General features: G+C 56.9%; 14 protein-coding genes and 2 pseudogenes. 2 read left to right on the forward strand and 14 right to left on the reverse strand.

Features of this window, described 5'->3' with window-relative positions; translation table 11 throughout:
- Positions 1-209: 209 nt before the first annotated feature.
- Entirely contained in the window at positions 210-3,521 is a 3,312-nt protein-coding gene (locus tag JF70_RS08460) for an RCC1 domain-containing protein (RefSeq protein WP_082069345.1), read from the reverse strand.
- Here JF70_RS08460 and JF70_RS02185 point away from each other — a divergent pair.
- Positions 3,514-3,831 (forward strand): hypothetical protein, encoded by a 318-nt coding sequence (locus JF70_RS02185; protein WP_156149564.1) that lies wholly within the window; start codon positions 3,514-3,516, stop codon positions 3,829-3,831. The genes JF70_RS08460 and JF70_RS02185 overlap by 8 nt on opposite strands.
- A gap of 511 nt (positions 3,832-4,342) precedes the next feature.
- On the opposite strand, the gene JF70_RS08465 is transcribed toward JF70_RS02185, so the two are convergent.
- The 11 genes and pseudogenes from JF70_RS08465 to JF70_RS08935 all read right to left on the reverse strand — a co-directional run bounded on the left by JF70_RS08465 (position 4,343) and on the right by JF70_RS08935 (position 19,462).
- Positions 4,343-7,504, reverse strand: a complete 3,162-nt coding sequence (locus JF70_RS08465; RefSeq protein ID WP_052690694.1) for an RCC1 domain-containing protein — start codon at positions 7,502-7,504, stop codon at positions 4,343-4,345.
- Between the two features lie 183 nt (positions 7,505-7,687).
- Positions 7,688-8,008: pseudogene (locus tag JF70_RS09320) on the reverse strand (InlB B-repeat-containing protein); the annotation flags it as partial.
- A gap of 13 nt (positions 8,009-8,021) precedes the next feature.
- Complete coding sequence (locus tag JF70_RS02195; protein WP_156149565.1) at positions 8,022-8,207, reverse strand: hypothetical protein; 186 nt, start codon at positions 8,205-8,207, stop codon at positions 8,022-8,024.
- Between the two features lie 277 nt (positions 8,208-8,484).
- Complete coding sequence (locus tag JF70_RS02200; RefSeq protein WP_052690695.1) at positions 8,485-9,150, reverse strand: TetR/AcrR family transcriptional regulator; 666 nt, start codon at positions 9,148-9,150, stop codon at positions 8,485-8,487.
- Positions 9,151-9,156: 6 nt separating this feature from the next.
- Positions 9,157-9,933, reverse strand: a complete 777-nt coding sequence (locus JF70_RS02205) for an ABC transporter permease (protein ID WP_052690696.1) — start codon at positions 9,931-9,933, stop codon at positions 9,157-9,159.
- Positions 9,930-10,850, reverse strand: a complete 921-nt coding sequence (locus JF70_RS02210; RefSeq protein WP_197069084.1) for an ABC transporter ATP-binding protein — start codon at positions 10,848-10,850, stop codon at positions 9,930-9,932. The genes JF70_RS02205 and JF70_RS02210 overlap by 4 nt, the downstream gene beginning before the upstream one ends.
- Before the next feature lie 527 nt (positions 10,851-11,377).
- Positions 11,378-15,202 carry an RCC1 domain-containing protein gene (locus JF70_RS02215; RefSeq protein ID WP_197069085.1) on the reverse strand — a complete coding sequence of 1,275 codons (3,825 nt, stop codon included), beginning with the start codon at positions 15,200-15,202 and terminating at the stop codon, positions 11,378-11,380.
- 1,930 nt (positions 15,203-17,132) lie between these two features.
- Positions 17,133-17,711: a hypothetical protein gene (locus JF70_RS02220; protein ID WP_045935129.1), complete on the reverse strand. Its 579-nt coding sequence runs from the start codon at positions 17,709-17,711 to the stop codon at positions 17,133-17,135.
- A 354-nt stretch (positions 17,712-18,065) separates the two neighbouring features.
- Complete coding sequence (locus JF70_RS02225) at positions 18,066-18,398, reverse strand: hypothetical protein (protein WP_156149566.1); 333 nt, start codon at positions 18,396-18,398, stop codon at positions 18,066-18,068.
- Positions 18,399-18,602: 204 nt separating this feature from the next.
- Entirely contained in the window at positions 18,603-19,073 is a 471-nt protein-coding gene (locus tag JF70_RS08685; RefSeq protein WP_082069348.1) for a Panacea domain-containing protein, read from the reverse strand.
- A 107-nt stretch (positions 19,074-19,180) separates the two neighbouring features.
- A complete protein-coding gene (locus JF70_RS08935) occupies positions 19,181-19,462 on the reverse strand; it encodes a hypothetical protein (protein ID WP_197069086.1) in 282 nt (93 codons plus the stop codon).
- Between the two features lie 139 nt (positions 19,463-19,601).
- Here JF70_RS08935 and JF70_RS09250 point away from each other — a divergent pair, with 139 nt between their 5' ends.
- Positions 19,602-19,706: a hypothetical protein gene (locus tag JF70_RS09250; RefSeq protein WP_338058830.1), complete on the forward strand. Its 105-nt coding sequence runs from the start codon at positions 19,602-19,604 to the stop codon at positions 19,704-19,706.
- A gap of 18 nt (positions 19,707-19,724) precedes the next feature.
- Here JF70_RS09250 and JF70_RS02230 read toward each other — a convergent pair.
- Both JF70_RS02230 and JF70_RS02235 read right to left on the reverse strand, forming a co-directional pair.
- A pseudogene (locus JF70_RS02230) lies at positions 19,725-21,155 on the reverse strand (MFS transporter).
- Positions 21,152-21,397: a MarR family winged helix-turn-helix transcriptional regulator gene (locus JF70_RS02235; RefSeq protein WP_045935131.1), complete on the reverse strand. Its 246-nt coding sequence runs from the start codon at positions 21,395-21,397 to the stop codon at positions 21,152-21,154. Before JF70_RS02235 ends, JF70_RS02230 begins: the two are co-directional and overlap by 4 nt.
- Positions 21,398-21,701 lie beyond the last annotated feature (304 nt).

Below are 21,701 nucleotides of genomic sequence, written 5' to 3' on the forward strand. Positions count from 1 at the left end.
CGTGTGCCGGGGACCATCCCGACAGCTGTATCGCAGTCTATCACGCGCGGACGGGCAAGAGTGAAAGCAACACCCGGGTGAATGCAACACCCGGTTGAATAAAGAAGGGTGGCTCCGCTGTGTTGGGGGATTGCGGGGCCACCCTGTAGGGCCAGGATCGTCATAATTTGGGGATAGACGTAATCCGGGCCTGCTTACTCGTGCGAAGTCTACTGATTCAGGCTTTCGGCCTTTCTCAGGCGTCGCGCTGCCATGGTTGCCGTGATGATGAGCAGACCAACGGCGAGGGGCAGGAATATGCCGGTGCCGCCGGCCCGAGGCAGGACGCTGATGGAGGTGTACAGGTAGGTGTTGCTGGTGTCGGGGAGTTGCGTAACCCCGTTCAGCGTCCAGTTGATGGTTACCGTAACCGGCCCTGGTGTGTAAGGCGGCGTAGTCACATTCCAAGTGCCGTCATTGTTGGCTGTCGGATAAATTCCGCTCGTATCGCCGAACTGAACGAGTTTGGGAATGCCGACTCCAGGGAAAATGATCTTGCCTGGATGCGGATCATGGTCACCGCTGATGTCGCGTCCCAGCATACCTTGGTCGTTCTTTCCCCAGCTGTAGGTGTTGCCGTCCGATCCTATGGCTGAAGAGTGATTGCCTCCTGCCTGAGGCTGGATGAGGGTGATGCCGGCTGGAGTGTCCACTTTGGTGGGCAGATAGTCGGATTTGCCGCTGGTGGTGCGTCCGAGTTGTCCGCAATCGTTGTATCCCCAACTGTAGAGGTTGCCGTCAGATCCTGTGGCGAGGGCAAAGTAACTTCCCGCCACAAACCGGGTGAAATGAACATCTGACGGCATGACGACCCTGGAAGGGGTCGCAGAAATCAGTGCCGTGTTTCCCAACTGATCTTTGTTGTTGCCTCCCCAACTGTAGAGATTATTGTCGGAGCCGAGAGCCAGCGAGAAGTTCAGGCCCGTGCTGGCGTGTGTAAATGTGACGCCGGTTGGGGCCTTTACTTTGTAGGGCAGAGGGTCATATAGGTCAGTTGTCGTACTACGTTGGCGGCCCAGTTGGAACGAATTGTTGTATCCCCAGCTGTAGAGGTTGCCGTCCGAGCCCAGGGCGAGGACATGCTTGCTGAATGGACCTGTGAAAACCTGGGTGAATGTGATGCCTTCGGGTGCAGCGACTCTAAGAGGGTCTCTGCTCTTTAATTCTGACCTGCCTTGCCCTAGTGCGCCTTCCCTATCGTCTCCCCAGGCGTAGAGGTTGCCATCGGAGCCTAATGCCAAGGCGAAGCTATCGCCCGCGTAGACTCGAGTGTAGTGGATTCCCGCAGGCGGTGCCACTTTGTCTGGGGGATTGCGATTGTTGGTGAAGGTGTTGCGTCCCAGCTGTTCACAATCGTTGCTTCCCCAGGTATATACATAGCCGTCTGAGCCAAGGGCCAAGGCGAACTTTTGTCCTGCAGCGGCCTGGGTATAGCGGACTCCGGCGGGAGTTTCCACCACGACAGGCTTATCTGAGGGGGTGTGTCCAAGTTGGTAATTATAATTTGTTCCCCAACTATAAAGGTTGCCGTCTGAACCGAGAGCCAGGGAAAAATCCTGTCCCGCTTGGATCCAAGAGAAGCGGATTCCACGTGGGCCTTGCGGCGGGGTGAGTTTGACGCTCTGGCCGCCGGTTTGCGGTCCTTCCTTCTTGTCGATGTTCCAGTGCGAGACGGGACTGAAGTGGGCGACCAAGGTGATGTCGCCGGTGACGGGCTGATTGAAGTCGTAGGCTATATTGGAGTCGCCCTTGGAGTCTTTGAGGAACCAGCCGTCGAACAGATAGCCGTCCTTGGCCGGATCCTTGTCGGGGCGGAAGGCCTGATCGTCATCCATGACCCGCTGGGCATCTGATGTTGGTGTACCGCCTGCGCTGTCGAAAGTGACTGTGTACGTGGAACCATCATACTTGTAGGGCAGGTGTGCATCGGGCTGATGGCCGTTCCTGATCCATGCGACTGTTAAGTCTACCCGGCCCTTTTCGTGCGCTGGGGTGCGGAAACTCAAGGTGCCGTTCTGGTTCTTGGTCAAGTCGGTAATCGGAGTTCCATCCAGCTTGGCGCTGATGAATTTGAATGCTTGTGGGAAGTCGGCCTTGTTTGGTGTGGTAACTGGCACACTGCTGGTGTTCCCGGCACCCAGCTGGCCGCTGCTGTCGTCTCCCCAGTCGTAGAGGTAGCCGTCCGAGCACATAGCCAGGATGTGCCTGTAACCCGCACTGAATTGAGTATAGGTGATGCCGTCGGGCATGTTCGCTTTGTCCGGCTGGTTTGTGGTTTCACCACCCGTATCTCGTCCCAGCTGGCCGCTGCTGTTGTCTCCCCAGCTATAGATGTTGCCGTCGGAACCAGTCGCCAGAGAGTAGTCGTATCCCGCGCCGACCTGCCTTGTTCTGATGCCGTCAGGCAGGGCTACCTTGCTGGGCTGGCTGGTGCTGCCATACCCCCAGTTGTATGCATTGCCATCTGAATCAACAGCCAGTGTGTGGCGGTATCCTGCGCTGACCTGGGTGAAGCTCAAACCGTCCGCAGTATTCATCTTGTATGGCTGATTGGCCGGTTCGCTGGCGGTGGGTGTGCGTCCCAGCTGGCCGTAGCTGTTGTCTCCCCAGCTGTACACGCTGCCGTCAGAGGCGAGTGCAAGGGAGGCATTGCCGCCTGCGGTCACCTGGGTGAACTTTACGCCTTTTGGAAGCGGTATTGGGTTCGGATACGCGTGCCCATAAACCGACGAGTCACCATGGAGTTCGTCGGTTTCGCGTCCCAACTGGCCGTTGCTGTTGTCTCCCCAGCTGTACACAGTTCCGTCCGAGCATGTGGCCAGCGCATAGTTTGATCCTGCACTGACCTGAACAAAGCTTTTGGAGGAATTTGTAGATGGGACCACCTGATTTGGCACGGGACTTGATGAGTGGACGAGACCTAGTCCTGACTGGCCTTTTTCATTGCTTCCCCAGCTGTATAGATGGTTACTGATATCGATGGCCACAACAAATTCGTCTCCTGCGCTGACCTGGATGAAGCGAGTGCCACCTGGAACGTCTACTCGTCCAGGCCGATCGGCAGGTTCGCTGGCGGTGGGTGTGCGTCCCAACTGCCCCTCGCTGTTGTTGCCCCAGCTGTATAGCACTCCGAGCGAGTCAAGGGCTAGTGAAAAGTCTTTTCCTGCGCTGAACTGGCTGAAGCGAATATCTCCTATGGCCGGCGGGGTCAGGGTTGCTGTCGTGTTGCCGGTGGCAGGACCATGGTTGGGGCTGAGACTCCAGGAATTGAGACCCTTGACCCAGCGGGCTGTCAGCGTGAGGTTTTCGGTGACGGGCTGGGTAAAGTCATAGGCGACATCCCCAATGAACCAGCCAACAAAGGAATAGCCTTTGCAGTAGGGGTCTGGGGGACGTACCACCCTGCTTCCACGGCTGAGCGTTGACTTTTGTGTTGACGAACCTATTGTGCTGTCAAAAGTTACTGTGTATGTTGTGGCCAAGCGTGGCTGGACCGAGTTTCCGTTGCTTTCGTCTGCCTTGTCAGCATTATTGGAATCACTGTCAGATGGGGTGGCCGTAGGAGCAGGAGAGGAGTTGGAAGAGGGAGTCGGCTTGGTGGGATTCTGGGGTTCGGTAGTACCTGACTGGGAATTTGAAGTGCCCGGAGCAGTGGGAGGCGCTGAGGGCGCTGATGGTGTTGTTGAGGTGTTCGGGGTTGCTGTAGGTGAAGACGGTGTCGCTGGTTTTGTTGACGGGCTCTGCGAGTTTGCGGTGTTGGAGGAAGTGCCGGGGTTTTGTTTATCTACTTGAGCGGTCGGTCGACCCCCCCCCCCCGGTGCCTTTTAGAGCAGTCTGCGCGCTCGCGCTAGCTGCACTGGAATCGTTCGTGACCGGCTCGGCAGTGGCAGCGAGGCCAGTCAGAAGGCTGGTAGGCAGGATAATCGCGAGCAGAAGGCCAGCAACAGTGGATAACCGAATCTGCTTTTTCCGACGATGACGCATGATGGGTGCGATCCCCTTCCTCAAAATCAACGGCCCGTTAATAAAAATCCCAAGAAAACGAGCTGCACGCCGGGAACGGTCCCGGCTTCTATCTCATCATGCTACCACGCTCTACACACATTGACTGCGGGACTGGAATTCGGCGGAAGTGCAGGCGACCAGTTGTTCCCTTCTGGGTGTCTAAATTGCCTGGTTCTCCTTTTGGCGCTGGTGTTGAAGGGGGAGGGTGGGTGGCTCCGCTGTGTTGGGGACTGCGGGGCCACCCTGTGTGGTCGGGCCATCTTGGGGTATGGTCCGGCTGCTTACTCGTGTGAAGTCTCTAGCTTCGCAGGTTGCGGGATTCGCGCCGGTTGCGTCCCGCTGCTGCAGCGCCAGCAGCGGCGAGCATTCCAGCCGCCAGCAAGATCAAGGTCCCGCTGCTGCCTGCGTGCGGCAACATGCCTTCGTAGGTGTAGGCCAGGTGCGCTTGAGGCTGCATGATCCCTCCCAGGGTCCAGTCCACGATCACATCGGCCTGTCCCGGATTGTGGGCAGGGGTGGTCAGGGAGACGGACTGATCAGGGTTCTGCAACAGGGAGTTGACCACCGTCTTGTCGAATCTGACACTGGTGATCAGCAGTGCCTGATTGAAGGCCACTGAGGTCGGCTTACGGCTCTGCTGCAGGCTTCCGTTGCCGAGTTGGCCGTATGTGTTGTCGCCCCAGGCGTAAGCGTTGCCATCCCGGCCGATGGCCAGGGAATGATATTGGGCTGCGCTGATTTGCGTGGCCTGCAGGGATTCGCCGGTGTTGGCGGAAGAGTCGGTGCTCAGCACTTTTGTAGGCGTTTGCAGTGGATAGACGTCGCCGTTGCCCACTTGCCCATAGGCGTTGTATCCCCATCCCCAGGTGTTGCCTGCGCTGTCGACGGCCAGAGAGTATATGACTCCTGCGCTGATGCTTACCGCGGTGAAGTTGCCTGTCTTGCCGGAATTCTTCACCGGTTTGGGGACGGGCTGGTCGTAGGTGGAACTGTTCCCTAATTGGCCGGAATTGTTGTGCCCCCAGCTCAGGACGGCCCCATTCTTGTCGATGGCGAGGCCGTGGTCCGTGCCTGCACTGATTTGAGTGGCTTGCAGTCCTTTATTAGGGTCCTCGGGGCTGTTCGGGTCGCGCACCTTGGCTGGTGTGGCTGTGTATGTGCTGCTGGTGCTGTTGTTGCCGAGCTGACCGTAGTTGTTGTATCCCCAAGCGTATGCGTTGCCGTCCGCGTCCAGAGCCAAGATGAAGCTCCATCCGAGGCTGACCTGCACCGCCTGCAGTCCTTGGCCGGAGCCGTCAGGGGCGGCTGCTGGGGCAGGTGTCTTCTGTGGCTGGGTGAAGCTGGGATTGAAGTCACCGTCGCGGCTGTTGCCTTCGCTGCCCCAGGTGTAGACGTTCCCATTTAGGTCGATGGCGGCCGAGTCATAGGCACCGGCGCTCACTTGGACGGCCTTGAAAGGCCGGCTTGTGTCGGACGGGTCCGGCACGGAATGTGGCGTGGAATGGTCTACGGTTGTGTTGTCGCCCAGTTGGCCGTGGTCGTTGGCGCCCCAGCTGTAGACGATTTGGTCGGAGCCTATGGCAAGCACGTGGAAGCCGCCTGCTGCGACCTGTGTGTAGGTGAAGGTGGAGTCCACGCCGTCCGGCAGGGGGATCTTGACCGGCTTGTTCTGCTTGGCTGTGTTGCCGATGCCGAGTTGACCATGCTGGTTGCTGCCCCAGGCATAGGCGTTCCCATCGCTGGCCACTCCTACGGAGAAGCCCATGGCATCACTCATCTGGTAGCCACCTGCACTGACTTGGTTGAAGCGGATGCCCCGGCTGGTTTTGGGCGGCGTGATGGTTACCTGCTGGCCGCCCATCGAGCTGCCCTTGATCGGGTTGATCGACCATCCGCCGCTATTGGTTTGACTCCAATGCGCGATTAGTGCGACATCTCCGGTGACAGGCTGGCTGAAGTCATAGGCGACCTTGGAATCACCATTGGCATCCTTGATGAACCAGCCATCAAACAGACAGCCGTCCGCCTTCGGATCGGGGTATGGGCGCACGGCCTGCCCGCCCTCAGTGACGGACTGGTTTTGGGGCATGTCGGAAGAGGCCGGACAGGACTTGTCTTTGTTGCTGAAGGAGACGGTGTATTTTGGTCCATCATATCGATAGGTCAAATGCACATCCGGCTGCGACGCCCCATTTATGGTCCATTGGACGGTCACATCCGCCTTGCCCTTTGCATGTGGCGGGGCAGTGGCGCTCCAGGTGTTGCCATTCGTGTTCTTTGACAGGTCTTTAATAGTGGTTCCGTCGAACTTAGTGCCAGTGAGGTCGGGTGTGCCGAGCGTCGACACCACTCCGCGTTCTTTATCGCCGGCGGCGCCGTGCCCTAGCTCGCCGTAATAGTTGAAGCCCCAGGTATACAGGTAGCCGTCTGAGCCCAGTCCCATGGTATAGCCGTTGTTTATGCTGGCCTGCTTCCAGGTGAAGTCATCCTTGCCACTGTCTGGCTTGGTCACAATTCCCGGGCCGCTTACCGGGGTGGCGTGCCCGAGCTCGCCGTCGCCTCCCGTTCCCCAGCTGTAAAGGTTGCCGTCTGAGCCGAGCCCCATGGAGTGGTAGTCAGTCGTCATGCAGTCAATGTAATTGACGTTTGCCGGTTTATAGACAGCTGCCGGACGATTGGCTGCATTGAGGCTCAGGTCGCGTCCCAGCATGACTTCTTGAAGATCCGAACCCCAGGTATAGATATTTCCATCCGAGCCCAAAGCCATGGAATTGTAATGGGCTGAACCCGTCTGGAGCCATGTGAAGTCGCTGGGAACACCTGCAGGCTTGTCAATCTTGCCGGGGATGGGATTCTTCCTTGTATCAGTGGTGTCGCGGCCTAGTTGGTCAAAGTCGTTGTTCCCCCAACTGTAGAGGTTGCCGTCTGAACCGATCGCAATCGTATCGTAGAACCCTCCGTTTGCCTGAACCCAGGAGAAGTTGGATGATGCATTCGCGGGTTTGTCGACCTTAGCCGGTTCTTTGACTTGCTGAGTTCCACCATCATGACCCAGTTGTCCATACTCGTTCCATCCCCAGCTGTAGAGATTTCCAAGGGAATCAAAAGCCATGGCGTGGTTTGCCGCTGCCTTGATGCGGGTGAATTTGATGGTGTCCTGCTTGTCTACAGGCCTTGGTGTCTGGTCACCGCCGAAGAGATTGTAAATACCATCGCGTCCAAGCTCATAAAAGTCGTTGTCTCCCCAACTATAGAGAATGCCGTCAGAACCGAGAGCCAGGGCAAAAGTGTTTCCTGCGCTGACCTGAACCCAGGTGAAGTCGGATGGTACGTTTGCGGGTCTGTCGACCTTACCGGGTGTGGGATTGGGATCGTATAGGCTGCTGCTGGCTGTTCGACCAAGCTGGCCTTTCTGGTTGGAGCCCCAGCTGTAGATGTTGCCGTCTGATCCCAATGCCACAGCAAAGTTATTTCCCGCGCTGATTTGACTGAACCGAATATTTGGTATGACGGGCGGGGTAAGAGTGACCTTGGTGTTGCCGCTCGCTGGTCCGTGGACGGGATTGAGGCTCCACGTGTTGGAGCCTTGTATCCAGTGGGCTGTCAGGGTGATATCGCCGGTGACCGGCTGGCTGAAGTCATAGGCGACGGGTGTGTCTCCTATGAGCCATCCGTCGAATATATAGCCGATTCTTGATGGATTGACGGGTCGGCTTACACGGTTTCCGTCCGTGATTTTTTGTTCTGTGCTGGTTTGCTGCTCAGGGTCGTTGAAGGTGACGGTATATTGAGCGGATGAGCGTGGCTGTGATCGGCCGTTTAAATCTTCGTCGGTCGCGATTCTTTTATTAGGTGCTGGGATGGTGGGTGACGGCAGCTGCGCTGTATTTAGCGGGGAGGTTGTAGATAGGGGTGATGGCGTAGAGAGGGGTGTGGTTGAAGGTGTTGCCTTGCTGGGGGAAATGCCGGAATTTTGCTTAGCTACGCGAGGGGTCTGACGACCCCCCCCCCCCGGTGCCTCCTGCTATGGCTGGCGTGCTCGCGCCGGCCACAGCAGGCTCGCTGGCGGTGGTGCTGGCATCGGCGCTGGTGCCGGCGAGGAGGCCTAGAGGCAGGACGAAAGATAGCAGAAGACTGACGGCCGCGGCCGGTCTGATCGACATGTGCTGATGCTGACACCTATTAAGCATGATCCCCTTCCCCAAAGGCTGACCCACCGGCCCCTACCGGTTGAAATACCCTTGGAGGCTTCCATGACGTAGCGTATATCCCCATCCCTCTGTGCGAGGGCACAAGCAGGAAGCCTTGCGTCTTTCAACTATACTACGTGCCGATAAGGTTCTCTCAGGTGGAATGTCGGGGAAGTAATTCTGAGTAGAACATGAAGTTTATGAGTGCGTGTTATGGGTACGTGGCTGGGAACGATCCATTGGTCACTAATCAGGTGGGCCATCCGGCGATGAGGGCGTGCAGGCCCTTGCGGTAGCTGGTCTCCATAAGGGCACTGATTCCATTGTCCTTAGAGGCGAAGAGTGTTTTCAGGTCATCGAATCCTTGGGTATCCTCGGCCAGTCTTTTGGCCAGATCCGTATTGGTCTGGCCGCCCGCACCGCCGACCGGGGGAGAGGCCTGGGCTATGGCACTGCCCAGGGTCAGTCCGGCCAGGCTGTTGAGCAGGTGGATGGTGTCGGAATCGACCTTGAGCCCATGGGCGGTCAGCTGGTTCAACCAGGTGCTGACCATGTGGAAGGACTGGTCGGTGTTGATGGGATGCGTGGCCATGAGCGGGAGCGCCCGGGGATGCGAAAGCAGCGTCCGGTGAACCTGAAGCATGACATCTTCAAGCGCTTGCCGCCATCCCATGTCCTGGGGTATGGAGTTCAGGTCGGTGGCTGACTGCCAGATGAGCTCGACGATCCCATCAAGCAGGGCGGCCTTGCTGGGTACATGGCGGTAGATGGCTGGTCCTGACACCCCCATTTGCTTGCCCAAGGCGCGGATGTTCAGGGCCTCCAGTCCGTGCTCGTCGACGAAATATAGGGCAGAGCGCAGAATGTAGTCTCGGTTGAGCGTCGTCTTGACGGGTGCCTTGGGTGGGTCAGCCATGCTTCCTCACTCCTTCCGCTGTACTCCTCTCTTGAATAGTACCGTTGCCAGGAGAGCCAGGGCGAGCAGGAAGGCCAGCAGGATACGCAGGTCAGGCCATACATCCGCCATTCCGGCACGGTCGAAATTGATTTTTCCTACGGCATCCATGGCCCAGTAGACGGGACTGCCCTTGGCCAGCTTCTGTGCCCAGTCCGGGAATCCGGAGACAGGGCTGAGGGCTCCGCCCATGCCAGCCAGGAGCATGCCAAGAATGTTGTTGAAGGACATGGCCATGTTCTGGGAGGACGAGAAGATGTAGAGGAGCAGGCCGAAGAGGGTCAGTACAATCGAAATGACCAGGCAGACCGCGGCCAGGGCCAGGACTGATCCATTGGGCCGATAGTGGTAGAGCGCCGTCCCGATCAGCATGACTAGAGAGACCTGGACCACCTGCACCATGAAGGACACGCTCAGTTTGGCCATGACCAGGTCGAAGAGGGATACTGCCGACACCCGCATTCTGTCCCAGGTATGCCATTCGTGCTCCTGGAAGAAGAGTTGGAGGACCAGCTGCAGGGAAAACATGGCGAAAAGAATGGCGAACCCAGGAAGCGCCTGCTCGGATCCGTTGGCGCCCAGATGCCCCTGGGCTCTCAGCGAGTCCCGGTAGGAGGGCAGCATGAAGGGGACGATGATCAGTGGAATGGCCACGATGACCGCCTGCAGCCAGATGCTTCGCAGCTCGATTTTGAAATTGAGGCGGAATGTCGCTAAATATCCGTTGAAATGCACGGCGTTCACCTGTCTTCCCATGCTCGTGACCCGGCAGGGTCGCTTGAGGATGTGCCCATGACGGTCATGTAGGCCGACTCGATGTCAGGCTGGACGATGGTGATCGATGCCAGACGGGCACTTTTCATGACCGGCTCCTGCAAGAGGCGGGCCAACTCCTGCTCTGGACTGGACACCGGGTGATCGGGCTCCAGGAAGCCGTCTGCCGTCCGCCATCCCGGGACCTGGCCTGGGGCAGGGCCGACGAATGAGATACGCAGGGATGCCCGGGCATATTTATGGAGTACCTCCTGCAGGGAGCCCCGGACCTGGATCCGCCCGTCGATCAGGAAGGCCAGGTCCGCGCCCATCTCTTCCAATTCTTTGAGGTAGTGGGTGGTGTAGATGATGGTAGTGCCCTGTCGGCTCATGGCCTTGACCATGTCCAGTATTCTGGCGCGCGCCTCCACGTCCGCTCCGACTGTCGGCTCGTCCAGGAAGAGCAACGGGGGATTGTGGATCATGGCCATGGCGGTGTGAAGGCGTCGTTTCTGCCCTCCCGATAGATTCTCGGCCGCTGTTCCTGACTGGGAACCCAGCCCCATGAGCTCTATCAGCTCGTCGGCCCTTCTGCTGCTCTGCTTGGTATTCAGCCCTTGCAGGCCGGCCATGCCACGTAGGTTGTCCCGGACGCTGAGGTGGGGATAGATCCCCAGGTCCTGTGGCGCAAGTCCGATGATCCGGCCGAAGATGCGTGAGGGGGTTCGATAGGGGTTGTGCCCCTCGACAGTGATGTGGCCTGAGTCCGGCTCGCCCAGCCCGGTCAATGCCGAGATCAGGGTTGACTTGCCTGCCCCGTTCCTACCCAGCAGACCCAAGATGCTGCCGCGCCTGACCTGAAGATCCACACCCTTGAGCACCTGCCTGCTCCCGAATGATTTACGCACCTGGCAACAGGACAGGGCGTATTCCCCAGAATCGTTTTTTGCGGGTTGCAAGATATACCTCCTGACTATTGTTGTTTAACAACGTTAACTATAATAACATCGTTAACAACCAAGTTTCATCATGCTTTTCGAAGGCAGCGGGATTCTGGCGTGGCGAGGCGGGATATACGCCTCGGACCGCCTGGAAGAACTATGCTTTTCCTTAGCAGTGTTGGGAATCCGATAATTGCTCTTCAATGAAGAAGACTCGGGGGATTTCAAGCGTGAGCGGGACACGATCCTGTCCATGCCGCTGTGCCTCCGGTTGGCCGTTACCCTGGCTTAGCGATTTCGTAGGCGCCAACCTTCAGGGACCTGGCAGGCGATGACAATAGCTGGCGTATACAGTAGCTGGTCTATGACAGAAGAATGATGGCCCTGCTTGCGAGGAAGCTCCAGCTTGAGATCAAAGCAGCAGATTAAGGAAATGGGGTGGCCCCGCAATCTTGGGGTTTGCGGGGCCCACCCCGCTTACTCGGGCAAAGAGCTCAGTGGCGCCGTCTGCTGGTTTCTCGCTGATGGGAGGCTGCTGCCGTGGCGCCTGCGGCGGCGAGCAGTCCTGCGGCGAGCAGGACCAGGAGTCCGGTGCTGCCGGCCCTGGGCAGGATGCCCTCGTAGGTGTAGCCCAGATGGGCGGTCGTCTGTGCGGCGTTGTCTATGGTCCAGTCGACGGCCACGTTGACGGGTCCTGCGTCGTGGGGCGGGTTGGTGATGCTCCAGGTGCCGTCCGTGTTCCGGTACAGGCTGGTCCCGGCGATGCCGCCGAACCTGACGCCAGTGAGCACCAAAGGCGTCGGATCGAATGCAACCGGCATGGGGGTCGTGCTCCTGGTTGCCGTTTGATTATTTCCCAACTGCCCGTATTGGTTGTCTCCCCAGGCCCAGAGGTTGCCGTCCTGCCTGATGGCCAGTGAATGGAGCTGTCCGGCGCTGCTTCGAACGGCTTTGAAGGTTTGGGCCTTGTTCGCGGGGTCCTTGATGGTCGCAGGCTTGGTTTGATTGACGGTGTTGCCGATGCCCAGCTGGCCGTTGCTGTTCCATCCCCATGCCCAGAGGCTGCCGTCCCGGCCGACGGCAAGGGAGTGGTTCACGCCCGCGCTGATCTGGTTGGCTTTGAGGCTTTGGCTAGGATTAGCAGGGTTCTGCACGGTTTGTGGCTTGTATTTGTCGCTGGTGCTGCCGTCGCCCAGCTGGCCGTATCCGTTGTATCCCCAGGTCCAGGTGTTTCCGTCCGCATCGATGGCCAGGGCGTTCCAACTCCCTGCGCTGATTTGGGTGGCTTGGAAGGACTGATTGGGCAGTCGGGCCGGATTGGATGAGTAATTGGTGCTGTCGCTGGTGCCGTTGCCGAGCTGGCCGTTCGTGTTGTATCCCCAGGTGTACACGTTGCCATCGGCGTCCAGGGCCATGACGAAGCTCCAGTTGAGGCTGACCTGGACCGCATGCAAGGTCTGTTCAGGATTGCCCGGGTCGGCGGCTGGAGTCGGGTTCTTCCTGGCTGCGCTGTATGCGGGCCTCTGTCCCTTGCCGGTGCTCTCGCTGCCCCAGGTGTAGACGCGGCTTTCGGAGTCGATGGCGGCTGAGTCGGCGACGCCGGCGCTGACCTGTACGGCTTTGAATGGCTGGCCGCTGGTGTCCTTGACGGGCTGGGGCTTGTACCGGTCTGTGGTGGTGCCGTCGCCCAATTGCCCGTGATCGTTGCGTCCCCAGCTGTAGAGGATGCCGTTGGATCCGATGGCCAGGACGTGCGAGTCGCCGGCTGCAACCTGGGTGTAGGTAAAGCTGGAATCCGCGCCGTCGGGCATGGGGATTCTGACGGGAGTTTTCTGCGTGGCGGCATCAGCCGGTTTCTGAGCAAGCTGCCCGTACTTGTTGTTGCCCCATGCGTAGGCGTTTCCGTCGCTGGCGACGCCTATGGAGAAGGAGCCTCCGGCGCTGGCCTGGTTGAAGCGGATGCCCCGGTTGATGGTGGGCGGGGTGATGGTCACATGCTGGCCGCCGAGCACGTTGCCCTTGTTGGGGTTCAGGGCCCAGTGGGTGTCCATTCTGGTCCAGTGGGCGGCCAGGGTGGTGTTGCCGGTGACGGGCTGGCTGAAGTCGTAGGCGATCTTGGAGTCGTTGCTGGCGTCCTTGATGAACCAGCCGTCGAACAGGCAGCCGTCCGCTTTCGGATTGGGGAAGGGGCGTTTGGCCTGTTTGCCTTCGGTGACGGTCTGGTTTTGGGGCATGCCGGAGGGTGTCGGGTAGGAGCTGTCCGTGCTGGTGAAGGTGACGGTGTAGGAGTCCAGGTATCTATAGGCCAGGTGGGCGTCCGGCTGCTGGCCGTTGAGAGTCCATGAGACGGTTGTGTCCACTTTTCCCCGCACATGCGCGGGTGTGGTGACGCTCCATGTACCATTCGCGTTCTTGGTTATGTTCGTACCTGCCGTCCCGCCGAAGCTGACCGCAGTGACTGTGGTGGTACCGGGCAGGTTCACCCGGCCGGGGATATGCCGATCGTTGGTGGTGTTGTCGCCCAGCTGGCCGTTGGCGTTTTTGCCCCAGGAGTACAGGTTTCCGTCTGAGGCCAAGCCGAAGGAGTTGTTGTCCCAACCGGCGCTTGCCTGAGCCCAGGTCAGTCCGGTTGGCGCGTTCTGCGGCGCAGCAACCCGGCCGGGGATATGCCGATCATTGGTGGTGTTGTCGCCCAGCTGGCCATTGTCGTTAGCACCCCAGGAGTAGAGGTTCCCGTCTGAGCCAATGGCGAGTGACGCAACAGATAGGAGGCTTACCTGTTTCCAAGAAAAATTAGGTAGCACTCCATTGGGTTTCTGCGCTTTAGTTGGCCCGTACACGTCAACGGTGTGCCCATCGCCAACGTTGCCTCTTCCGCCGTAACCCCATGTATATACGTTGCCGTCGGATCCGATGGCTTGCGAGTAGTAGTCCCCCATTTGGAATTGTCCCCAGGTCAATCCGGAGGGGGCCCCTTGTGGCCAGGCGATTCGTACGGGCGTGATTTTATTATCGGTGATTGATCCTGTACCGACTTCACCACGGGTATTTGCGCCCCAGCCGTAGATCCAGTTATCCGATCCCAAGGCCAGAGAATGCCATCCCCATCCGCTCATCTGCTTCCATGCGAATCCGGAGGATACTCCGTTTGGCATCTTCACCTGGATGGGGGCATGCCGTTCAGTGGTAGTGCCGTCCCCCAGTTGGTTATGATCGTTGTCGCCCCAGCTGTAGAGCTTGCCGTCGGATCCTAGGCCAAGAGCATGCAGGCTACCTACCGCTTCCTGCTTCCATGTGAACCCGGATGGGGCATTTTGTGGCAAGTTAACAGGTTCGGGAGTGTAATGTGCGGTTGTAGTATTGTTCCCCAACTGACCATAGGTGTTGTCGCCCCAGCTGTAGAGCTTGCCGTCTGATCCCAGAGCCATGGAGAACAAGTATCCGGCTGAGGCCTGGACCCAGGTGAAATCCTGGGATACGCCCTGGGGTTTCTTCACCGGGACCGGCTCATGACGTTCAGTGGTGGTCCCGTCGCCGAGTTGGCCATGATCGTTGCTTCCCCAAGAGTAAAGGTTGCCGTCCGAGGCGACTGCAAGAATGTGCCCCCTTCCAGCGCTGACCTGGCTGAAGCGTATTCCTCGGGGTCCGGGCGGGGTCAGGGTGACTTTCGTGCCGCCGGCGACCGGTCCCTGCACGGGGCTCATGCTCCAGGGATCCGCCTTGGTCCAATGAGCGGTGAGCTTCAGATCGTTGGTGATGGGCTGGTTGAAATCGCAGGCGACGGGTGTTGAACCGATGAACCAGCCGTCGAACAGGTAGCCATCTTTGGTCGGATTCGCTGGACGTTTCGCGCGCTCGCCGTCAGCTATGGTTTGCGTCGTGTCGGTGCCTTGGGGGTTGCTGAAGGTGACGGTGTGCGATGTGGAGGCGCGTGATTGCAGTCCAGCGTTGTCTTTGTCGTCGGGAGTCCCGGTCTTGTCCGGCGTGGGGGAGATGGAGGGGGTCGGTTGTGTGGGATTCAGAGGGGAGGATGTAGCCAGAGGAGATGGAGATGTAGGAGTTGTTGCTGTTTCTGTTGGCTGGGTGGTGATGTCGGGAGCATTGCTGGACTGTTGCTTAGCTTCACGATCCCCCTCCTCCCCGCTATTCCCATATGGGGTCGGCGCTACTGCGCGGGCCGCACTAGATTGGGTTGTGGCGCTGTCTGCCGTGGCATAGGTGCAGATCAGGAGACTTGTGGGCAGAATAATGGCCAGCAGGAGGCTGATCAACAAGGCCGGTCGAGCGGATACAGTTATATTAGAGTGCTGACGAGGCATAGTATGATCCCCTTCCCCAGGAATCGCAACCATATTGTCAAGAATCCCCAACATCCGGCGAATCACGTGCCGAAGACAACTTTGGCCGCTAATGACACAGTAGCATAAGCGCTGATGGTCTAGAACAAATAAAATTGAGAAATTTCTGTTTACTTTCTGACGATTTAATGGCGCTCGTCGGCTTTTCATTTGTGGCCGACCTTTCGCTCCCTAGGGGTCCATTACCGATCTGGTAAGCGGAACAGAAGGAATACCAGGGGAATAGATATGGTTATCAATGCAACGACGAAGAGAGCAAACACAAAACGGTGTTATGCATGCCAAGAGTTCAGTAGGGAAAACCGATAGCCATGGAACCTTGTAGCACTATTTAGGATGGCCACCGAGAGATTCGTGGCGGAGATGATATGGGTTCGTCGATGTGTTAAGTATGCGGTGTTGGCAGTGATACAGGACATGGTTGATGTATCACCCAGGTTTTCTATTTGTGTGCTAGTACACACGTTCTGATTGCAGTTGATCTTACGCTAGATGGTCATAGTTGATTACTTGATCAAACCTGGTTTCCGCGTCGGCAATTTATCGAGGTATTGGCAAATACCGATACAAAGTGCAGCGACTCGGTATGCTTCCGTTCCAAAGCTTGTTGGTCAAATGCCGACTCTTTCTGCCGTTATACGCCAGGCAGCCAAACTGTATGCAGCAGCGCACGAGCAACGCTCAGGGTGCTGATTTGGGTGTGAGACCCCAAGAGCAGACTTTCGGTTTCCGCTATCTTTATACGTCCAGATAGGACTGCACCGAGATCTTCTTGAGACGAGACTCCAACGGCGATAGTTCGTCTCAAGCCTGAAGGTCTGCGGCAAGATGTCAGAGAAACAAGCAGAGGGGCAGCGAGATGGCATTGAATACAGCGGCTCCCTTGCCTTCTATTCCCATAGTTGTCGCGCGCGGTCGTTGACATTCGGCCAGATGCAAGCAAAAGGGCGAAGCTGGCGTTGGGCGCCAACGAGATGGAGCACCAACAGATGGATGGGATGGTTTTGCAGCGCAGGTCGAGCGGGAAGGTGGTCTTTAGCATTAGCCACTCCAGCAAGCCACCTGGCTCCGTAAAGCCTAATTAGAACCTGTCCATCCATAACAATCGGCGATACAGTTCCCCTGGTTGTCGATGGCCGGCCCTTCATGGCCTTGCTGCAATTGGTTCCACAGATTGGGGTAATCCTGAAGATTGAATCCACCGCTGTGTTGAGTAGATGGGGCGGATCCGCCTCCTCCGCCGCCGTGTTGACCGGTGGTTGTACGCATTCACGCCGACCTTTCTACCGGCCATCCGGCAACCGCGGGGGCGAAGGCGAATCCGCACCGGCATCAGAGCAGGACAATTAGTCGGAGCAAGCGTTTCAGGGATGGTCGAGAGGAAATACTACAGGTTGTAATGGTTGTAATCCGGATGGCTCCTGTGGCATTGGCTGATTGATTGGGGATTAAGCACTTGCCATAGGTTCTTATTGTCCCGAGAGTGTTTGTTCTGTTGGCATTTCTCTTGGCAGACTAATAAGCTGTCTCTTTTACAGCATTCTGCTGAACCCGCTGAAGAATGTGATATGGTCCGACTTGGGTCTGAATGTTGTAGGTGTGGATAAGGATATCAATGGCATTTTGATTACGCCCTTAAACCACACACAAACGTGAGAACGTATTCTTAAACTATATGCATCGCTTTAGAGCTACACCGCTTTCCTTATAGGGTTGAGGTAGTAGCTTGTAATCGGGGATGATCAGCAGTGAATGCGGGCCGCAACTGCTGGAGCGAGTGCTGATACGGCCGTTGCGGATGTGATGAATACCCGTAGAGCTTTGCGTCGCACTTTCTTCATTGCATTTATATGGCGATGTGCCGGATTAGTGCAGGAGGCTGTACCCGGAATTATGCGGCCCGCTTCGGCAAACTCCGAACATGTGGATCGAGCAATGCAATCAATTTGACACCATTTGGCTGGTCGCATGAGAGTTTGTGCGGATCGCCCTGTTTAATGTTGATCTTTGTGAAGGGGAAGAAATTCTGCCCGTCGCCTGCTGGATAATTTAAGTTTGAAGAAGAACGCTGCATGGCTTGTCCGTTCAACTTGCATTGCCCGGCTTCTGTCTGCTTAAGATCGGCCCGCTGTGCGAGTACATACAGGGTTCCCGACTTGTTCGCGGAGATGGTTGTGACGTTGCCGTCACCAGAAACGTCGTACTTTGTCAAAGATGAAAGGTAATTGGAGATCTGCTCCACGGACGGCTCTGAACGATTCGATCGCTGGCAGCCCGAGAATAGGGCCGCACTCATCAAAACTGCTACCAAGGTGATTATTTGTTTTTTCCAGATGGCGCCAGCCGTCCTTGCTTCGCTATGGAACCGGTCTGGCGATGCCGTGAGTCGCCTCAAGAGTTCTTGGGAATCCCGCTGATGTGCCACTGTCGAATTAAAGTCCGTCTGCTCATAAGCCTTTGTCTTCTTCATCAGTTCTCCTTAGGCAGGTAGAGGAGGGTCCAAGACGCTGTTAATTGGATTCAAGTTTCATAACCTAGAAGAGCGGTTAATGGATAAAGCAAGTTTAGCTCTTTATTTAACGATAGCGGTTCGAAACTAGTTGCAACGAAGCTCAGACGTTCGAGAATTCTTGCTGAGGCCCTTGAAATGTTAAGTATGCCCAATCCGGTGAACTTTCTACAGAGCGTGCAGCTTAACGTACGTGACCAGTCAGAAAACAGCCATTGAATCACTTAGCTTCTTGTAGAGAATGCTTCTCTATTGCTTGTAGAACGACAGTCTTGGGCAGCTGTTCAACAAAACGGGAGCAAGTCGTTGTACTTCTCAACCAACCAAACGAGCCCAAATCTGTCTAACGCAATTGATGAAGCGCGCAAAAAAAGATGCTTGGTTGTTAGGATGCTTTGCTTGGTTCTTAGAGTACTTTGCTTCGTTTTCAATCAGCCAAACGTCCCAACTGCTATCAGAAAGTATAGTAAAGGGCTCTTCTCCATCTAAACTAGAGAAATAATCATTAGCAGCTAGATCATCGGCAATTTGAGTTACGTGAGACCTCATGCTTGAGTATGTGGGGTCGTCTATGTTACCGCTTTTATGGGTTTCTATAATTTTCTCTTCAACAGCAGCAATCTGATCAGGGTGTTTCATCTGTGCCATACAACTATCATACTTCAAGTAATCAAGTGCTGCTGCCAATAGGGACTTATCCACCATCCACCATTTCTCGTATCCAGCGATACATGCCATTGCACTTAGGTTCGTCTGAATCGTCAATATCCAATTCGTCGTCCATTTCGAAAACCCAAGAAGACGAATCTTGCAAGGCGACTCTTTTGCCGGCTTGTTCCTTGCAATGTTGCCTTATGAGCCTTCCAGCAGTTTCAGCGCATTCGGGAATCGCTCATCGACTGCACGAACACCTCCGGCTAGGGTTCTCCGCAAATCAGGATGATCAATGCCATCGTGAGAGCGGAGCATGGCCTCTTCAGTAATTTCTTTGTTCTTGCCAGATTCATATACAGCTTTCCAGGCTGAACCGTCGCGATGTAAATAGTCCACAAGTTCGAAGGCTGCCAATGGACCGTATAAAGCGGCAACTCTTTGAACTACATTTCTCACTGCTTGGAGTCCGACTGAAGAATCGGTTTGATCATGCTCATCTATTGTAGCTGGGGTAGTTATCCGATTTGGGCCATACTCTTTGAATGCTGCATAAACGCTCGGTTCCACGGGGCCGCATTCCCAGGCTTGTATAGGTTCGGCGAAAAGCCTATGCCTGTGTATCCGGAGGCACTCAACCTGTGCGAAATACACCAGCTTGTTGATTTTCATATTTGTCAAATACAGGTGTGTATGAGGTTAGTTGATCAACATGTTGGCGATAGTCAAGGCAAGCATGTGATTCTTGCCTCCTTTCATGTTGATTTACACGCTTTATGCTAGCTGGTCCATATGTCCGCTGTAGTAGTAGTTGACCGGGTTGGTGTTCCAGGGGTAGGGCAGTATGGTCTGCGGATAGATGTCCGCAAGCAGATGGATCGCGTGGCCGAATCATGGGCCAGTATGGATTCGTTGGGGTAGCGGGTCTGGTGCACGCCCTCAGCGATGCGTTCGATGTTGGCGGCAGAGATGGATGTGACCGGGTCGCCGATTATGCCCCCATAGCCTTCAACAGGCCGTTCCATGATCTGGGCCGCCGCCGTGGTGCTCTGGTATGTCATAGACGTCCTCGTACAACCCGTAGATGGCGACCCTGGCGCCATCGGTGATCATGGTCTGGGCAACCTGCGGCGATGCGGTCCGCTGCAGCATGATCGGACTGCAAGTGCCTGTCTGGGGGGAGTCGGCAGAGGGGGGGCTATGGTGCCAGTCCGTCGCATGTTGACCACGGCCACCCCGATTCCCTATTTTGCCTGGTCCAACCGTGGCGAAAACGAGATGAAGGTTTTCCTGGACGTGGACTGAAGGTCATTCAGCCATCCCTCAAGCATTTTGTGATTTCTGAGAGCGGCGCAGGGCGGCCAAGACTAGCAGAACCTCAAGGGCGCCGATGATTAATAACAGAATCAGTGCATGCTGTGAGCCGTTGATGGTGCCCAGTCGTCTGTCTGCGACTGCGGCCTGGCCTGCTGCGACGATGGTGGCCCCCAGGCTGCTGCCGATGGCTGCTGCGAACTGCTGGACGGTGTTGAAGATGGCGTTGCCGTCGGCCTGCTGCTCCTGGCTCAGTCGGTGCAGGCCGTTGGTCATGATGTTGCCGAAGCTCAGCCCGATGCCCAGCATGAAGAAAATATAGAATATTAGGATGGCCAGGACTGTCAGATGGCGGGACGCGAGAGCGAATCCCAAGAGGCCGATCAGGGCCACACAACTGCCGCTGATGATGGGGATGCGTGGACCAAGCTGATCGTAGAGCCTGCCGGAGAGCGGGGCCAGAACGGCTCCGATTGCCGCACCCGGCAGCACCACTAGTCCGGCCTGTAGCGAGGTGCAGTCATCAACCAGTTGCAGGTGGTTGGGCAGGATGAATGAGAGGGCCAAGGCGCTGATCTCGAAGAGGATGTAGGCACCGACATGCAGGGAGAAGCGGCTGTCTTTGAACAGGCGCACGTCGATGATTGGTTGGGCCTGATGCCGGGCGTGGAGGGTGAACGCTGCCAAGCCGATAAGTCCCAGGGCCAGCGCTCCGCCGAATCTCCAGGAGAGCCATCCTGCCGACGCGTTGCTGATGCCGAAGATCAGACCTGCGAAGCCCAGGACCATAAGGAATATGTCAAGCGGCTCCAGTCCGGTCTGGTTGCCATCTGCCGCCGCCGGAACCGAAGGTATGCAGGCCAGGCCCGTCACCAGTGAGATCAGCAGTACGGGAATCAGAATGATGAAGACGAAACGCCATCCGATGGTCGTCGCTACCAGCCCGCCGAAGGTGGGGCCGACGGCTGGTCCGATGGCCGTAATCAGAGTGCCTACACCCATCATGGTGCCGATGCGCTTTGTCGGAACCTCTTGAAGGATGATGTTGAACATGAGAGGCAGAGCGATGCTGGTGCCCAATCCCTATATGGCCCTTCCCAGTAGTAGGAGCGGGAAGACCGGAGCCAGTGCGTCGATGACCAGTCCGGTCAGGAATAGCAGGTTGGCACAAAGAAAGAGGGTTCGGCTGCGAAATCGACGCTTGAGGGCCGCCGAGAGAGGGGTGATGGAGGCGACGACCAGCAGGTAGAGGGTGGTCATCCATTGCACGCTGGAGGTCCCGATGCCGAAATGGCTCATGAGGGCCGGGAAGGTGATGTTCATGGCCGTTTCCACAATCACGCCGCAGAACGACATGATGCCGGTGGCCACCACCGCGCCTATTACCCTGCGGGGGATTGCTGTGTTTTGCGCTTGTTGCGTTGCTTGGGTTGCACTCATGAGCGAGACTCCTTTCCAGCCTGGGAGGGATCGTCGGAATTCAAGGTGGTGAAATAGGCCAGCACGCGGTCGAAGGCAGCCAGATCCCGATGGTCGAACTGGCGCTCCATGGCCTTTTGCTGGTTGTCGATATATGCCCGCACGGCTTTCTGCAGTTCACGGGCCTTGGCGGTGGGGGCAATGATGCGTTGACGGCCGTCCCTGGGGTCCCGCTTTGTGGTGATCAGTCCGCTGGCCTCCATCCGTTGCAGGATTTTTTGCCGTTGTGGACGGGTGGATGTCGAACTCCATCTCGATGTCGCGCTGGGTGCGGTCCTGGGATTCGCCCAGAAAGTCGATGATGGACATCTGGGTGCCGGTCAGTCCGTATCGAGCCGCGTAGGCATCCATGGACCGTGACATGAGGTTGGCTGCCTGTTTGATCCGCTTTCCATAGTTTTTGTTCAAAGGCTCCCCCCGGTTAGATTGTTGGCTGTCTAAGGAATGATCTTCCGGATATGGAAAAGTTGTTCAGACTCTGATAATTGGTCGCTCTGCCGGATCCCT

It is taken from the genome of Bifidobacterium mellis (genome assembly GCF_000967265.1).
GTDB lineage: Bacteria > Actinomycetota > Actinomycetes > Actinomycetales > Bifidobacteriaceae > Bombiscardovia > Bombiscardovia mellis.

Coding starts and splice junctions, on each gene's coding strand:
- JF70_RS02195 (WP_156149565.1), bottom strand. CDS start 8,207: ATGTCGATCAGACCGGCCGCGGCCGTCAGTCTTCTGCTATCTTTCGTC.
- JF70_RS02200 (WP_052690695.1), bottom strand. CDS start 9,150: ATGGCTGACCCACCCAAGGCACCCGTCAAGACGACGCTCAACCGAGAC.
- JF70_RS02215 (WP_197069085.1), bottom strand. CDS start 15,202: ATGCCTCGTCAGCACTCTAATATAACTGTATCCGCTCGACCGGCCTTG.
- JF70_RS02220 (WP_045935129.1), bottom strand. CDS start 17,711: ATGAAGAAGACAAAGGCTTATGAGCAGACGGACTTTAATTCGACAGTG.
- JF70_RS02225 (WP_156149566.1), bottom strand. CDS start 18,398: ATGGCACAGATGAAACACCCTGATCAGATTGCTGCTGTTGAAGAGAAA.
- JF70_RS08685 (WP_082069348.1), bottom strand. CDS start 19,073: ATGAAAATCAACAAGCTGGTGTATTTCGCACAGGTTGAGTGCCTCCGG.
- JF70_RS08935 (WP_197069086.1), bottom strand. CDS start 19,462: ATGACATACCAGAGCACCACGGCGGCGGCCCAGATCATGGAACGGCCT.
- JF70_RS09250 (WP_338058830.1), top strand. CDS start 19,602: ATGGTGCCAGTCCGTCGCATGTTGACCACGGCCACCCCGATTCCCTAT.
- JF70_RS02235 (WP_045935131.1), bottom strand. CDS start 21,397: ATGGAGGCCAGCGGACTGATCACCACAAAGCGGGACCCCAGGGACGGC.